Origin of the sequence: Anaerocolumna sp. AGMB13020, assembly GCF_033100115.1 — a bacterium.
GTDB lineage: Bacteria > Bacillota > Clostridia > Lachnospirales > Lachnospiraceae > Anaerocolumna.
In genome coordinates this window covers 599,757-616,033 of record NZ_CP136910.1, presented here as the reverse complement: position 1 = coordinate 616,033, position 16,277 = coordinate 599,757, and the positions used below count along the sequence as shown (strand labels likewise).

Below are 16,277 nucleotides of genomic sequence, written 5' to 3'. Positions count from 1 at the left end.
GTAAACAATTATGAACACGAATAGTCAGGAGGGGTAAAAGATGCTACGCATAACAGATAATACCTTAACCGGATTTGATAAATGCCTGCCTTCAAAGGAGGACCTTCATTTATTTTGCAGATTATTAAGAGAGATTGGCATTGATGTGATTGAAATATCACTTGCTGCATATGAAAAAATGGAGTACCTGCCGGATGACGGTAAATACATCCTTCAGGTTGACTATGCCGAAGATATCGACAGGTATACGGGGTTTTACCGGTATACCTGCCATTTTCATGAGAATCTGGAGAATCTTATGCCGGAAATTCAGATTAATGATATAAGAGAGATTATCAAACTCCGTGCTATTTCTCATTGCAGAGAACTTCGGATTGCAGGTCTTGACGATTTAATGTGTAACGGTTATGATAAAGCTATGGAGGAGATTAAGAAAAATCTTCCAAATACAAAAGTAAATCTGAATCCTGAAAATACATACCATTGTGCCAGTGCAATGGCCATTCAGTGGCTGTTAAGCTATGGTACCGATGTTACGGTAAGCTTTGCAGGTCATAAGAATAACGGTGCGACAGAGGAAGTGCTTATGGCACTCCGCCTTGTGGTCAGGCATAAACCGAACAAAGATCTTACGGTACTGCCGGCACTTACAAAGCTTTACGAGAAAATTACCGATACGAACATAAGCAATAAAAAACCTGTAATAGGCAAATGTATCTTTAAGGTGGAATCAGGTATTCATGCGGATGCGATGAGCAAAAATCCAGCTATCTATGAAGCCTATGAACCTGCTTGCGTAGGCGGAAAGTCCGAGTTGGTCATTGGTAAGCATTCTGGTACCAAAGCTGTTAAGATGAAACTGGAAGAACTTCTCCTGCCGGTTCCAGAGGAAACAGTAATACTAAAAATGCTTGATAAGATTAAGGAAGTCTGTTCGGATAGCCGAAGCAGTCTTTGTGATGAAGAGTTCGCACAAATTGCAGCAAAGGTGGGTGCTAATGAAGGAAATAAAATACATCGTTGATACAACCTTAAGAGACGGGGAACAAAGCCCCGGTATTGCTCTTCGCAGAGAAGATAAGCTTAAAATTGCAAAACTTCTTGATAATGTCGGTGTATATGAAATAGAAGCCGGAATCCCCTGTCTCGGACAATCAGAAAGTGATTGTATTGGAGAGATTGTTTCCTGTGCCAGAAATGCTAAGATTTCAGTTTGGAGCCGTATGAATGTGGAAGATGTAAAAAAATCTCTGGTCTGTAAACCCCATATTCTTCATATCGGAACTCCGGTGTCTTACATACAGATTTATAGTAAACTAAAAAAAAATAAAGCCTGGGTGCAAAAAAACATTCTGGATTGCGTAGATATATCCTTAAGCAAAGGAATAGACGTAACTGTTGGACTGGAGGATGCTTCCAGATCGGATATCGGTTTTATTCTAAGCCTTATAAAAGAGTTAAAGAAATCCGGTGTTAAGGTTATACGGCTGGCTGATACCGTAGGCGTCTTAACACCGGGCAGGACGAAAGAAATTGTTGAAACGATAAAAGCACATACAGACATTGAAGTTGAAATGCATGTACACAATGACTTGGGAATGGCAGTCGCTAATTCAATAATCGGTGCCAAAGCAGGAGCAGCCTATGTAGACTGCACTCTATTTGGTATCGGTGAAAGAACTGGCAACTGTAATTTCTATGATTTTATTCATGCCAGTGAAGAAATCTTTCAGTTTGCGATGACAAAGAAGCAAGTCAGGGAACTGGAAGCGGAATGTTATGAACTCTTAAAGGGAGCAATGTAACAGGTCCGCTTGTTACTTATTCTGTTTTGAAACCTGCAATCAGTGCCTTTAATTCTTCTGCACGGCTATTGACATTATTGCTAACTTCAGTTATAGATAACATGGAAGCTAAGATTTCCTCAGATCCTGCAGAAGTTTCTTCAGTAGTCGATGCATTTTCCTCTGCGCTGGCAGACAAACTGCTGATGTGTGATATCACGTTATTACAGCTATGACTCATTTCCTGACTGATGGAATCAAGGTTTTCTATCTGTGCATTAATTATCTTCAGGCTGTCAGTAATGGCAATATATTTATCTTTTGTTTCAGTCACACTGTTTGTCTGCGTCACAACAGTTTCTTTCACCAGATTGCTCTGCTGGTTGGCAAGCTGTGCGTTAGACTGCAGATCCTTTAACATCTCATTTATGATATCAACAGAATGAGATGACTGTTCTGCAAGCTTTCTGATTTCATCAGCTACAACTGCAAATCCTCTGCCGGCTTCTCCGGCTCTGGCAGCTTCAATGCTTGCATTTAAGGAGAGTAGATTGGTTTGTTCAGCAATCTCAGAAATCAAGGTACTGGCTTCTCCGATTCTGGCTGCACTGGCATCAATTTTCCCAATAACTTCAAATATTTGATAGAAAGCCTCCTGGCTGCTCTTGTTAACTTCTGATAAAGTGGTAACCAGTGTAAGCCCTTCATTTCCGGCTTCATTAATCTGTTTTGCTGCCTCTGTTAGTACAACTGTACTTTGGGTATTGCTTATAATAATTTGTTCCAGCTTTTCCAGTTCCATAACAGACTGTTCGGTATCGGAAGCCTGAGAAGTAGCAGTAGAGGCTATTTCTCCAATCGCTTTAGCGATTTCTCCGGTAGCAGTGCTTACTTCTTCTGCATTTCTGTTCATCAGATCAGCAGAGTCGCTTACTTCACGGGAGGTACTGTCTATTTGTCCTACAATTTCTTTTAAGGAAGATAATACCGCATTAAAGGAAGTGGATAATATACCCAGCTCGTCTTTTCCGTCTAATTTCAAAGGTTGTAATGCAAGATTCTGCTTCGCCAATTCATTCATATTCACAGTGATCGTCCGAAGGTGCTTTCTCAAATAGGTTATCATCACGAAAGATAACAGTAATATCAGCGTAATAATTAATACGGTAAAGATTACAACCTGCAATATTTTAGCTGAAATATTCTCTTGCAGCTGCTGTGAGGAATAATCCCCGTATAGTACCAGCAGATCCTGCATCTCATCAAGAGAGCCTCTGGCAGCATTAAAAGCTGTTTCCATGCTGTGGAAATCCCCATCCCCTGTTTCGGGATTATAGGAAGCTTTCCAAATATCAAAATTAGAATTAAACTCTTCCAGCAAGACTTTTAGGGTCTTGTCTTTTCCCAGATAACCGTTGGGATCATCTTTTGTTTCTGAACCATATAGCAAAATAAATAAACTATGAGGAGTATAAGAATCAAGGATCTTTTGATTGTTCTTTAGTATTTCTGTGATTTTATTGGCGTTATCACTAGCCTGCTGGGCATTCTGTGAATAAACCGCATTTAAATCTATCAACAATTGTTCATCAGAAGTATCAGCGGAGTTAATCTGCTGTACGGCCTGATCAGCTTGATAAAAGTCCCTGTCACTGCTTAAGAGACTGGTATGAACTAGGTATAAATCATTGTAGAATATTTCCTTACTCTTATGAAAGGTGGAATTGTTATCTGCAGCATACAAATAAAGCAGCAGGATTAATTCCAGAATAGCAGGAATTATCATAAGCAACAGCTTATTTCTTAAGGATAAATTTTTTAACATAGAGTTCCTCCTCATCCTTTGAAAGGTATCGTATAATACTTAAAATGCAAGATATCGATTGAACTCTCCAATATCTTAGGATGATTATAGCAAAGAAGTTTTAGAATATCTACATATAATTTTAAAATATAACAATATACGACAAATAAGCAGCAACAACCCGAGAATGGCTGCAACTGCTTATTTTGTTACGTAAATGCTGTGCAAGTGTAGCATATTTATGTTTTACTAATATGCAATGGTTACAATTTACCATTTGTTATACATAGGTGCTAATCCTTATAGTATCAGCCTGTAAGACAGTCTTGAATATACGGCGCTTTTCAAACCGTAGGGGAGTAATAGCCGGAATTCACCTAATGTTTATCCTTACTGATAATCTTTCATGTAATCCCCATGGGCTTCAATTAATTCGTCGCACATATTTCTGATATCCTCTGGATTTAATTCAGCGGCAGTATGAGGGTCTAGCATAGCGGCCTGGTATATATAGCTGCGGTCTTTGGTTACAGCAGCTTCTATGGTCAGAAGCTGAGTATTGATATTTGTCATGTTCATTGCTGCACATTGTACCGGAAGACGCCCTACATGACAAGGATTGACACCTCTGTTATCCACCAGGCAGGGAACCTCAACGCAGGCATCGGCAGGGAGATTTTCGATGAGGCCTTTATTCAGTACATTCCCGCCAATTTTATAGGGATTACCGGTGACTACTGCTTCCATAATATAAGAAGCGTATTCGTGGGAACGGGTGTGCATTATGTTTCCCTTATCCAGAATTCGTTCTTTTTCCGATTCCCAATCCGCAATCTGATTGATACACCTGCGGGGATATTCATCCAGGGGAATGTTAAATTTTTCGATCATTTCAGGATAGCGGGTCTTAATGTAGAGAGGATTGTATTCTGCATTATGTTCACTGGACTCGGTACAATAATAGCCGAAATTACGGATATAATCAAACCTTACCATATCATCATGTTTCTCTTCGGCATTTTTCCTTGCTGCTCTTTTTTTAATTTCCGGATACAGGTCATTACCAGCTCTGTCTTTCAGTTCCAGAAGCCAGCCCATATGATTGATACCAGCTATGAGCTCTTTTCGGCCCTCTAATTTATCCTCCATCCCCAGTTTCTTTAAGAGGCCTTCGGAGCAGACCTGAACGCTATGGCATAAACCGACTGTCTGAATGGTTGAATAACGCTGTATATAACCTGTAAGCATTGCCATTGGGTTGGTATAGTTAAGAAACAATGCTTCGGGGCATACTTCTTCCATATCCCTTGCGAAACCTTCCATAACAGGAATAGTACGGAGGGCCCGCATAATACCTCCGATACCCAGGGTATCAGCGATTGTCTGTCTCAGACCGTATTTCTTTGGAATCTCAAAATCGGTAATGGTACAGGGGTCATAACCTCCGACTTGTATGGCATTAACTACAAAGTCAGCCTCCTTTAATGCGGCCTTCCTGTTTTCAATTCCTAAATAGGTTTTGATGGATGCACGGCTATGATTTATGTTTTTGTTGATTGCATCAAGAATTATCTTGGATTCTGCCAGTCTTTTGGCATCAATGTCATAAAGCGCCAGTTCACTTTCCTGTAATGCTGGTGTGCACATACAGTCTCCTAATACATTTCTGGCAAATACAGTACTCCCCGCACCCATAAATACAATTTTAATCAAACTTTCCTTCCTCCTGTTTCGTAATGATTGTTATATTTATAATACAGTTATCAGGGAGGAATGTCTTTCTATTTTGTTTCTAAAAACTTGTCATAATGTTGCAACTCAGTTCGTCTTACGGTAATTTAACGGTGACAAACCGTAATTGTCTTTAAAATAATTCGAGAAGTAGTGTTCATCGTGAAAGTTTAACTCCAGGGAGATTTCTTTAATGGTCATATTGGTATTTAGTAGCAATAGTTTAGCCAGCTCCATTTTTTGCTTCATCAAGTATTTGTAAGGGGTAATGCCAAAAGCTTGCCGGAAGATCCGAATTGTCTGGGACGGTGAGCGATAGATTAACTTACTAAGCACATCAATAGACACCTGTTCTTTATTATGCTTATCCAAATAGGCTTTTAATAATACTGCATCTTCGGATTTAACGGCAGCAGCAGTAAAATGCAGCTCTTTTAAGCAGAGTATCATTTCAAAGAAAATAAGAGCAGCACCTCTCTCAAAGTCCCTGCTGTTATCTGTGCTCCTGGCTGTTTCAAATATGCGAAAAAAGAAAGGGCTTAGCGGAATGTCTTTTAGATGCATCAGATGATTCAGGTTATAAAGTGAAAGCAGCATCTCTATCAAAGAACCTTTGGCATTAAACCATATCTTGGTCCAGGGGTTGTCTTTGTGTGAGAAATATTCATGGTTGCTTTTTCTCTTTAAGATATATACATCCCCTTTTGCTGCCGTAAATACTTTTCCATCACAGATAACGGTGCCTTCCCCCTCTAATATATATTCGAAAACATAAATATCACTCGATTTTCTGGAGATACGATAGGATTCATCGCAATAGGAGACCCCTGTCATTTCTATATAAAATTCAGCTTCATCAAAGTCACCTTGAAGGAAGCTGTAAATATCTTCATGCATGCGCATAATCCTCACTTTATTTATCATTAAATCTATTTTTAATACCTGTTTATAGCATTATAATACAATTATGTTCAGAGGAAGTAAAGTGAAAAAAACGTGGGACATGACAATTTGCTGGGATTAGCAGAAAGAAATTCAGCAGACAGAAATTCAGCAGACAGAAATTCAACAGGAGGAATCGAAATGAATGAATTTACAATGAATTTTACAAAAGATGAAAAGAAAGCCAGAGCAGAATATCCAAGACCTCAATTCGTCAGAGAGGAATGGTTGAACCTGAATGGAGAATGGGAATTTGAATTTGACTACGGAAAGAGCGGTATTGACAGAAAGTTGTTTGAGGGTGGTGAATTCTCAAGGAAAATACAGGTTCCATTTTGCCCGGAAAGCAGTCTGTCCGGTATCGGCTGCAAAGATTTTATGAACATGGTCTGGTATAGAAGAAATGTTTCCTTGACACCGGAAGCGGGTAAGAGGATTTTACTTCACTTTCAAGGGGTAGATTATCATGCCATAGTGTGGATCAATGGCCAGAAAGCCGGAGAGCACAAGGGAGGGTATACACCGTTTACAATTGACCTTACAGATTACATCGCTGCGGGAGATAATACCATAACCCTATGTGCGGAAGATGATGTAAGATCAGGGGAACAGGCAAGAGGAAAGCAATGTGAACAATATTATTCCTTTGGATGTGACTATACCAGGACAACCGGTATATGGCAGACTGTTTGGCTGGAATATGTTCCGGAGAGCTATCTGGATAGATTTAAGTTTTATCCAAATGCATCAGCAGGACTTCTAAATCTGCAATGTGACATAAAAGGAGCAGCAGAAGGGTTGATGGTAAAAGCAGAGGCTTATTTTCAAGGGGAATTTATGGGGAAAACGGAATCTCTTGTCAAAAGCAATGAGACAGAACTTAGCCTTTCCTTGTTGGAGAAGTACCTTTGGATGCCTGGTGAACCAAATCTGTATGACCTTAAAATCTCTTTGTGGAAAGAGAAGACCAAGGTTGATGAGGTAACCAGTTATTTTGGACTTAGGGATATTTATTATGATAAAGAGGGGGTACGTATTAACGGCAGAAAAATATTTCAGCGACTCGTATTGGATCAGGGATTCTATCCGGAGGGGATCTATACAGCTCCATCAGACGAAGCACTCAAGCAGGATATTTTGTTGTCTATGGAAATGGGTTTTAATGGTGCCAGGCTACATGAGAAGGTATTTGAACCACGTTTTCTGTATTGGGCAGATCACCTGGGATATCTGGTATGGGGGGAATATGGTAATTGGGGGCTTGATATAACGAAGCGTTCCGCTTTAACAGTATTTCTTCCCGAATGGATAGAAGCGGTTAAAAGGGATTTTAACAGTACGGCTTTAGTAGGCTGGTGTCCTTTTAATGAGACCTGGGATCAGAACTTTACAAGACAGGAAGACTCCGTGCTGCGTATCGTTTATGAAGTTACAAAAGCAATTGACGGAACAAGGCCTGTTATTGATACCAGCGGTAATTTCCACGTGGTGACGGATATCTTTGATATACACGATTATGAACAGGAGGAAGAGCTGTTTGCCGAGAAGTTTAAAGCCATGGGGGAAGGCGGGGAGACTTACGTTACCTTTCCTGAGAGGCAAAGTTATAATGATCAGGCATATTTTGTATCGGAATACGGCGGCATCTGGTGGAGTGAAGCTGACAGCGAAGGCTGGGGATATGGTAAAAGACCTGGGAGCCGGGAGGAGTTTCTTAATCGGTACAGGAGTTTAACAACTACTTTGTTAAGAAATAAGAGAATAAGCGGATTCTGCTATACACAGCTATACGATGTGGAGCAGGAGGTTAATGGGCTTTACACCTATACAAGAGAAGCCAAATTCGATCCGGCGCTTATTCGTGAAATAAATGTTCAAAAAGCGGCTATTGAAGAATAAATGGGTATGTGCGATAATACATTAAGATTAATTGGATAGTTGTACAGCCCTGCCTGATTCCTGTATTTGTGTAATGCCTTAGGAAGCTGTATAAAATATCTTGATTTTATATTTTAAAGCAGGATATTACAAGGTAGGGTAATGTGCCGAAAATTACATTGTACGAATGAATCACTGAAGGTGTAAAGGGTTAGGAGATATATGAACAACAAATCAGATATAAATATCTATTATTGCGGTAAAGAAGCCTGCAGCCCCGGTCATTATTTCGGTCCGGCCATCAGACCCCATTATCTGCTGCATTTTATTTTAAACGGCAAAGGGATCTATGAATCCAGGGGAAGTAAGTATAAGGTAGGGAAAGGTGAAGCTTTCCTCATACGTCCTCAGGAGATTACCTATTATGAAGCAGACAGGGAAGAACCCTGGGAATATGCCTGGGTTGCCTTTGATGGCGAGAAGACGGAAGAAATGCTAAAAAAAGCAGGCTTTACCCAAGAGTATCCAATCTGTGATATCTTAAGGGTAGAAGACTGCGGCAATTATCTTGACCGGCTGGTTGCCAAGTTTGACAGGGCTGACAGTAATGAATACGAGCTTATCGGTTTGTTTTATCTTATTTTCTCCACTGCCGCAAGAGTTCATCAGAAGGAAGAAGAGGCGGCAGAGCAAGGCTATTATGTGAAGGCGCTTACCTTTATCCGGCATAATTACGGGTATGATATACGTGTTTCTGATATTGCAAGATATGTTGGGATTGACAGAACCTATCTGTTCAAGATATTTAAACACTTTCTGGGGAAATCCGTGAAAGAGTATTTGACAGAATACCGGATTCTGACTGCCAAATATATGCTTCAGCGGACAACTTATAATATGACGGAAGTTGCTTTATCCTGCGGATTTTATGATTTATCTGCCTTCTCCAGAAATTTCAAGAAAATGGAGGGGGTAACGCCCATGCAATATAGGAGTGCTTTGAATAAAGGAAAAGACAGTTTTGAGGAATAACCAGAAGGGGGCGGTTTTACATTGTGTTATAGAAAGAAGGGAATCTTGTTATGACACTGGATCAATTAAAGATTGGAAAAAAAGGTCGAATAACTGTTGTAACCGGAAGAGGTGCATTGCGAGACCGTTTATTGGATTTAGGATTAACCCCGGGAACTGTAGTTATGGTACGGAGAACAGCTCCTTTTGGGGATCCAATAGAAATCAGCCTTCGTGGTTATGAACTGACACTGCGCCGTCAGGATGCCAAAAATATTGAGGTTGTTGAGGATAAGCTATGATTACGTTTGCATTGATTGGTAATCAGAATTGCGGTAAGACCACGCTTTATAATCAGCTGACTGGTGGAAATCAGCATGTTGGTAATTTTCCGGGAGTAACGGTTGAGAGAAAAGAAGGGATGATTCGTAAACAGAAGGATATTGTGGTTGTTGATCTTCCTGGGATATATTCCTTATCGCCCTATACCAAAGAAGAAATCGTAACAAGAGAATTTCTTATAAAGGAACATCCGGAAGGTATCATTAACATTATAGATGCTACTAATATTGAGAGAAACCTGTATCTGAGCCTGCAGTTAATCCAGTTCAATATCCCTATGGTAATCGCCTTGAATATGATGGATGAAGTAAGCGCCAATGGTGGTACCATTGACATCAGAAAACTGGAGGATAGTTTGGGTGTTCCGGTAATTCCTATAGCAGCAGTCAGGAATCAGGGAATAGAGAAGTTAATTAGTACAGCCCTTGAAACCGTGGTAAATCGTAATACGCCGAAGCAGCAAAATTTTTATACTGGTCTCTGTGCTCAAACCTATTCGGAAATTACAACTATTCTTACAAAAGCTGACAGAAAAGATAAGAAGGCTGCCTTTCATGCAATAAAGCTGATGGAAAATGACGGCAGAGTAAAAGAAGAGATTACTATTACAAAAGATCTGGGAGAGGCTATTGAAAAAAGGATTCGTACCATGGAGAACACACTCCTGACAGACAGAAAAGCAGCAGTTGCTGATATGAGATACCGTTTCCTTGACAGTCTGTGCAGTGAGGCAGTGGTCAGGCCTGGGGAAAGTATACATAAGAGAAGGAGTCTCAGGATTGATAATGTACTTGCAAACAGATACATTGGAATACCGGTATTTATTCTAATAATGTTAAGTGTATTCTGGCTGACGTTTGGAGTTATCGGGAGTTTCTTAAGTAATCTGTTAGCCGGAGGGATACAGGTATTAACTGATTTTTTGAGAGATATCCTGGTCAGGGCCGGAATTAAGGATATACTGGTTTCACTGGTTACGGATGGTATTCTGGCCGGTGTTGGCAGTGTGTTATCTTTTGTACCGACCATTGTCATCCTATTCTTTTTTCTGGCCTTATTGGAAGACAGCGGGTACATGGCAAGGGTTGCTTTTATAATGGATAAGCTTTTGGGGAACATCGGGCTTTCAGGACGAAGTTTCGTTCCTATGATAATTGGTTTTGGGTGCAGTGTACCGGCAGTTATGGCAACCCGTACCCTGCCCAGCGACAGAGACCGTAAAATGACAATCTTTCTGATACCTTTTATGAGCTGCAGTGCAAAGCTTCCGATATATGGTGTGTTTACCATGGCTTTCTTTCCCAACCATCGTGCTCTGGTCATGATATCCCTCTATTTGTTCGGGCTGCTAATGGGGATTGTGAGTACATTGTTTTATAAAAAGTACATATTTAAAGGGGAAGCAGAGCGTTTTGTCATGGAATTGCCCAATTACCGAATTCCCGGTGCTAAAAGTGTACTACTCATGTTATGGGATAAGACCAGGGATTTTCTTACACGGGCTTTTACTGTTATATTCCTGGCTTCGATCCTGATATGGTTCTTGCAGAAATTCACCTGGAACCTGGAACCGTCAGTAGCAGGTTCACAGAGCATGCTGGCTGATATCGGACATCTTCTGACGCCTCTGTTTAAACCCCTGGGATTTGAAGATTGGAGGATCTCTACGGCGCTTCTTACCGGTTTTATGGCAAAGGAAGCAGTTATCAGTACCTTGGGAGTTCTTAGCGGAGAAGGAGTTAAACATCTGCCGGCTGCGCTTCATCAGCTTCTGTCACCGGCTTCTGCCTATTCCTTTTTGATCTTTACACTGATTTATTCTCCCTGTGTGGCGGCTGTCAGTATCATCAGAAGAGAGCTCAATACTATTTCAGCAATATGGATAATGCTGTATCAGACCCTCTTTGCCTGGGTATGCGCATGGATGGTATATGGAGCTATCAGGCTATTAATAGCCTAACTCTTCATTTATGAGTATTACTTTTATCCGGTTAGCTGCAAACTGACCGGATATCAATACAAAGTCATTGCAGATTCTCTCCTTATGACTACAGTCGATGCAACGGTTTAAAGAAGTACAGGGTGTGGATTTACCCAGACGCCTGGCATCTAAAGGAGCGGCTGTCTGTCTTGCTCTCGTGATTGCATCTTCAAGGGTGTCAGTGAGTTTATTGATACCGGCAACAACGATTACCTGATTTGGTCCATAAAGCATAGGAGCAACCCGACTGCCGTTGCCATCAATATTAAACAGTCTCCCGTCAGTTGTTATTGCATTGACACCAGTGAGAAATGTATCGGCAGCAAAGTTTTGCAGATATATCTGGCGTTTTTCTTCTTTGGACAAACCGGGCTTAAATTTGTCCAGGAAGTGATAATTCTCCTGTCTTATAAAATCAAATACACCGGCCTCCTCTAAGGTGACAGAGTCACCGCACCCAACAGTTGCTCCTGGGGGTATCAGTTCCTTAAGCAAGCTTAATAGATTATCTTTATTTTCTATATAATATCCGGACATATTATGTCTTTTTAGATTTCTGACAGTTTTTTCAATTCGTTTATCCATGTTAATCCTCAATTTCTTTTTGTATGATAATGGTCGTAGTAAAAACTCTGAACCTCCAGTTCGGTACAAGCAGTTTTCCAATACGCCCTAGGTGCTGCTGGCAAGGTAATACTAGTATAACAATAATCACATTTTAGTGCAAATAGATGCAGCTGTAATAAAATACCATATAAAAACAGGGAACCTCTTTCAAGCGACCATCGTCTAATTGTCATAAAGGGAAAGGAAAGGAGGAACTTCTGAAATTATAAAAATTAATTTGAATAATGAATGTTACTTTGTTACTTTTTCAATTATATGAAACTTTGCGTTTGTAAATAGTTTATTGGCCGCTGTCAGCCAGAATGGAGAAAAATATGAGAAAAATGAATTTATTAAAGGTTGCAATGCTTGCAATGACAATTACACTGCTTTATGGCGGAACTGCGAAAGCAGCAGAAACGGAAGCTTCTGACACTACCGCATCACCCGAAATACTATATACAACTGGTGTAAGTATGGATAATCCACAGGTAAAGGAAATGATGCAGAAACAGTTGGAAGTTGATAAAATCCTGTTTGAAGATAAGGTAAAAGATCTTGAAGAGAAGGGAATAACCGTTACCTATACGGCTCCCCTTGAAACAGCAGTAGAAGTAGCGATTATACCTTTTAATGCAGAAAAAGAAAATTACGTATATGAATTACTTGGAAAAGATAATATTTCAGTAGTAGAAGGTGTTGCTCCGGAGTTAATCTATGCTTCAGGTGCAGCAACCGGAGAAGAACCGGTTTATAAAGGAGAAGAGGCAGAGGAGCCTATCGAAAATCTTGTGGATGATGGTATTATGACCATTCAGGGAAGCTCAGACACTGGGACGGACGATCAGACAACCGGTACAGGAGAAGAAATCAATGAAGTGGAGCTTACATCTACTACAGTTGATTCCAGTAAAGCTGCTGAATCAGGAATAACAACAGCTGCACCAATCAGTGCTGAAATCAATACTACTGCCCAGCGTTCACCCGTGGTTATCGGTGCAGTTATAACCTTTATCCTTTTATTAAGCGGAATTGTTTACTTCGTTCAGAGAAAGAAAGAAACAAAATAATATTAGTATAAAAGAAGCTTTGTTGACTTTAAGCCGTCAGCAGGGCTTTTTTTATGTCCATCTTTCATTGGCTGTAAGTCTGATTTTATCATAAAACATACAGGTATAAATACAATCCTATGCTTCTTGTTCGAGAAAAGATGGTAATCAATACGACAAAATGGTACATATTTCGTCATTTGACAATATATTAGTATAGATAGTCTGATTAATCATTGTTAGAAACCGGGTTATCAGATTGTCACTGGCCTTCCAGGAGTATATCGGAAGAGCATTAGAAAGAGAGGAAAATGTGCCTTGAAGCTATTTCATAATTTTCTCATGGAATTAAGCAGGAAGAGGGTTAAGTTAATCCCTTTTGATGTACAGCAAATTCATGAAAGTGCAAGTGAAATACCGGAAGGTATTCAGATGATAAATGCACCTCACCTTTGGGACGCAGGGAAAAAAGGAGAAGGTGTGGTCGTTGCAATTATTGATACAGGCTGTCAGACAGATCATCCGGATTTGGCAGGAAGAATAATTGGTGGCAGGAACTTTACCTGTGATTATGCTATGAGTCCGGATAAATATGAGGATAACAACGGTCATGGAACTCATGTGGCAGGAACAATTGCAGCAATTGAGAATGACGCAGGTGTAGTAGGAGCAGCGCCTCTAGTAAAATTATTAATCGTTAAGGTATTGGATAAAAACGGAAGCGGAAGTTATAAGAGCATCATAGAAGGAATTAATTATGCGGTAACCTGGAGAGGGGAAAATGGAGAAAGAGTCAGAGTTATATCCATGTCCCTTGGTGGTCCGAGTAACGAAGCAAAGCTCCATAAAGCTGTTCAGGATGCAGTTGCTGCAAATATACTGGTTGTTTGTGCCGCTGGTAATGAAGGTGATAATAATAGCAATACCAACGAACTTAGCTACCCGGCAGCTTATGATGAAGCAATTGCAGTAGGTGCCGTTGATTTTAATAAGAAGATTGCTAAATTCAGTAACAGTAACGATAATGTGGATCTTGTTGCTCCCGGTGTGGGAATACTTTCAACCTATATCGGCGGCAAATATGCTACCTTAAGTGGAACCTCTATGGCAACACCGCACGTATCAGGAGCTCTGGCATTGATAATAAATGAAAGTGAAGCAAATTTTGGAAGAACATTAACGGAAGCGGAACTATATGCGCAGCTGGTTAAGAAAACTGTTTCTTTAGGAATTGATAAGAGAAGCCAAGGTAATGGACTTATAGATTTGTCGAAAGAATAAAGTGATGCAGGAAGATAGTTCAGATGTAAAAAAGCTGATGTAAGAAGCTTTTAATTCATACAAATTTGAAGATTGATTGAACGGAAAATATATTGATAATATAGGATTTTATGATTATGAATATAAGGCAGGAAGTATTAGTTCCTGCCTTATATCAATTGTCTCTTTCAATATTCAGTTTTTAGCAAACTACTTGGATCCGAATAACTTTTATGACATAAGCCAGTCCAACTTAACCATCTCCTAAATTTGCTGTGTGAATAAGTTTTTTTGCAGTTCGAGACTTACTGCTTATTTTATCTTAGTTAAAGGAATACAGGCGGCATTTGATTTTGAGCACATGTATTAAACAAGGGCTTTTGAATCATTTGCTTTGTATCCAATCCTTATTATACGCAGATAACCGTTAACTATCCGCTAAAACCAAGGTAATTGATGGAAAGATAGAAGGCAATAAAAAAGAAGCCTGACATAACGATTTTCGTTAGAAAGGCTTCTATGATTAACCCATTTTTATTTTGTATACAGAATAGGATAAAACTGTACTTTCAATTTTATATGAAAGGATAACTACACAAAGCCTTTTATTCCTTCAAGACATTACTCATTAACAAACTGTACTTATATTTGTGATAGAAGCTATCTGCGTCAGGTTCATGTTCTAAAAGGAAGGTTTTTGATTTGCTATCCACTCTTTATTATGTATGATTTCTTAAATATTATACATACTCTTAATAAAGTTTTAAAAGCAGTGTAGATATTGTTTGTCGCAAATACACTATTTTTGACTTATTTCAAAAGTAGGTTGTAATCCTGTCTGTCTTACAATATAATGGATTGGTATCTACATACTGGAAATTTATTTTAGAAAGAGGTTATATGAAAGATTGGATTATTGAATTTATGAATCAATTCGGATATCTGGGAATTACTTTTCTCATTGCTTTGGAGAATGTGTTTCCGCCTATACCATCTGAGATTATCTTAACCTTTGGCGGATTTATGACCACCTATACGAGTCTGACTGCCCAAGGTGTTATCTTATTCTCAACTATTGGTTCATTACTGGGTGCGGCAATTCTGTATGGAGCAGGCAATCTATTGACAATGGATAGACTGGGTAAGATATTGGATGGTCGTATAGGTAAAATTCTGCGTCTTAAAAGAGAAGATGTCAGTAAGGCTTATAACTGGTTCAACTCCAAAGGAAAAGTAACGGTCTTAATCTGCAGATGTATACCTGTAATCCGAAGCCTGATATCCATACCAGCTGGTATGGCAAATATGAATATCTGGAGTTTCTTTCTTCTGACCACCATAGGTTCCCTGGTGTGGAATACGGTATTAGTGCTTCTGGGAAAAGCCGCCAGCAATTCCTGGGAAAGTATTGTCGATAAGACAGACACATTAACTCATATTACCGTAATAGTACTAGGTGTATTGTTTATCCTGTGTGCTGCCTTTTATTTTTATAAAAAGAGCAAGAAGAAAGAGAAAGAGTAGCTATTCTAATTCCTGTATTGAATTCATGGTAAGAAAAAATAAAAAGATGTAAGAAGACCACTGCCGATTCGTTATATCGGGCAGTGGTCTTTTTTGTCCTTAACTGCTATTAATATGTCTTGTTTTCGTTTACTTTAAAAGATTCACAATCTGTACCTTCCACTTTGGAGGTATAGGATTCTGATTTTCCTACCATAATCTTATCAAGTGTACAATACTGCTTCTCACCTGCATGGTATTGACATTCTGTTACGCTACATCCGATGCTTGAATTAATTTCCATGTTAAAACTCCTTTCTAATAAGCACAATGCTTTTAGCAATCGATTTTAATTTTCATTGCATTAATTAGAATGGGTTTTTTCA

At 39.5% G+C, this 16,277-nt stretch carries 14 protein-coding genes; 9 read left to right on the top strand and 5 right to left on the bottom strand.

The features are described 5' to 3' along the window. Window positions 1-40 precede the first annotated feature (40 nt). Window positions 41-1,024, top strand: coding sequence for a homocitrate synthase/isopropylmalate synthase family protein (locus tag R2R35_RS02590; protein ID WP_317732934.1), 984 nt, complete (start codon window positions 41-43; stop codon window positions 1,022-1,024). Continuing rightward, window positions 999-1,805, top strand: coding sequence for a homocitrate synthase (locus tag R2R35_RS02585; RefSeq protein ID WP_317732933.1), 807 nt, complete (start codon window positions 999-1,001; stop codon window positions 1,803-1,805). The genes R2R35_RS02590 and R2R35_RS02585 overlap by 26 nt, the downstream gene beginning before the upstream one ends. Window positions 1,806-1,821: 16 nt before the next feature. On the opposite strand, the gene R2R35_RS02580 is transcribed toward R2R35_RS02585, so the two are convergent. From R2R35_RS02580 to R2R35_RS02570, 3 genes are all read right to left on the bottom strand, one after another. Continuing rightward, on the bottom strand, window positions 1,822-3,609 hold the full coding sequence (locus R2R35_RS02580) for a methyl-accepting chemotaxis protein (RefSeq protein WP_317732932.1): 1,788 nt from the start codon (window positions 3,607-3,609) through the stop codon (window positions 1,822-1,824). 369 nt (window positions 3,610-3,978) lie between these two features. Further along, window positions 3,979-5,301, bottom strand: a complete 1,323-nt coding sequence (locus R2R35_RS02575) for an alpha-glucosidase/alpha-galactosidase (protein ID WP_317732931.1) — start codon at window positions 5,299-5,301, stop codon at window positions 3,979-3,981. Between the two features lie 105 nt (window positions 5,302-5,406). Then, window positions 5,407-6,216 (bottom strand): AraC family transcriptional regulator, encoded by an 810-nt coding sequence (locus tag R2R35_RS02570; RefSeq protein ID WP_317732930.1) that lies wholly within the window; start codon window positions 6,214-6,216, stop codon window positions 5,407-5,409. A gap of 186 nt (window positions 6,217-6,402) precedes the next feature. Between R2R35_RS02570 and R2R35_RS02565 the strand changes: the two genes are divergently transcribed. The 4 genes from R2R35_RS02565 to feoB all read left to right on the top strand — a co-directional run bounded on the left by R2R35_RS02565 (window position 6,403) and on the right by feoB (window position 11,452). Then, entirely contained in the window at window positions 6,403-8,160 is a 1,758-nt protein-coding gene (locus R2R35_RS02565; protein ID WP_317732929.1) for a glycoside hydrolase family 2 protein, read from the top strand. Between the two features lie 201 nt (window positions 8,161-8,361). Next, a complete protein-coding gene (locus R2R35_RS02560) occupies window positions 8,362-9,171 on the top strand; it encodes an AraC family transcriptional regulator (protein WP_317732928.1) in 810 nt (269 codons plus the stop codon). Window positions 9,172-9,221: 50 nt separating this feature from the next. After that, the gene (locus tag R2R35_RS02555) at window positions 9,222-9,452 is read left to right on the top strand and encodes a FeoA family protein (RefSeq protein WP_317732927.1); all 231 of its coding nucleotides are present in this window, start codon (window positions 9,222-9,224) and stop codon (window positions 9,450-9,452) included. Beyond that, a complete protein-coding gene (feoB, locus tag R2R35_RS02550; RefSeq protein WP_317732926.1) occupies window positions 9,449-11,452 on the top strand; it encodes a ferrous iron transport protein B in 2,004 nt (667 codons plus the stop codon). Before R2R35_RS02555 ends, feoB begins: the two co-directional genes overlap by 4 nt. Here the strand turns inward: feoB and R2R35_RS02545 are convergent. Continuing rightward, a complete protein-coding gene (locus tag R2R35_RS02545; RefSeq protein ID WP_317732925.1) occupies window positions 11,441-12,058 on the bottom strand; it encodes a lactate utilization protein in 618 nt (205 codons plus the stop codon). The genes feoB and R2R35_RS02545 overlap by 12 nt on opposite strands. Window positions 12,059-12,414: 356 nt before the next feature. Between R2R35_RS02545 and R2R35_RS02540 the strand changes: the two genes are divergently transcribed. The 3 genes from R2R35_RS02540 to R2R35_RS02530 all read left to right on the top strand — a co-directional run bounded on the left by R2R35_RS02540 (window position 12,415) and on the right by R2R35_RS02530 (window position 15,912). Next, window positions 12,415-13,149, top strand: coding sequence for a hypothetical protein (locus R2R35_RS02540; protein ID WP_317732924.1), 735 nt, complete (start codon window positions 12,415-12,417; stop codon window positions 13,147-13,149). Window positions 13,150-13,446: 297 nt separating this feature from the next. Beyond that, window positions 13,447-14,409, top strand: a complete 963-nt coding sequence (locus R2R35_RS02535; RefSeq protein ID WP_317732923.1) for a S8 family peptidase — start codon at window positions 13,447-13,449, stop codon at window positions 14,407-14,409. Window positions 14,410-15,288: 879 nt separating this feature from the next. Further along, window positions 15,289-15,912 (top strand): DedA family protein, encoded by a 624-nt coding sequence (locus R2R35_RS02530; protein ID WP_317732922.1) that lies wholly within the window; start codon window positions 15,289-15,291, stop codon window positions 15,910-15,912. A 109-nt stretch (window positions 15,913-16,021) separates the two neighbouring features. On the opposite strand, the gene R2R35_RS02525 is transcribed toward R2R35_RS02530, so the two are convergent. Beyond that, the gene (locus R2R35_RS02525; protein ID WP_317732921.1) at window positions 16,022-16,195 is read right to left on the bottom strand and encodes a DUF1540 domain-containing protein; all 174 of its coding nucleotides are present in this window, start codon (window positions 16,193-16,195) and stop codon (window positions 16,022-16,024) included. Window positions 16,196-16,277 lie beyond the last annotated feature (82 nt).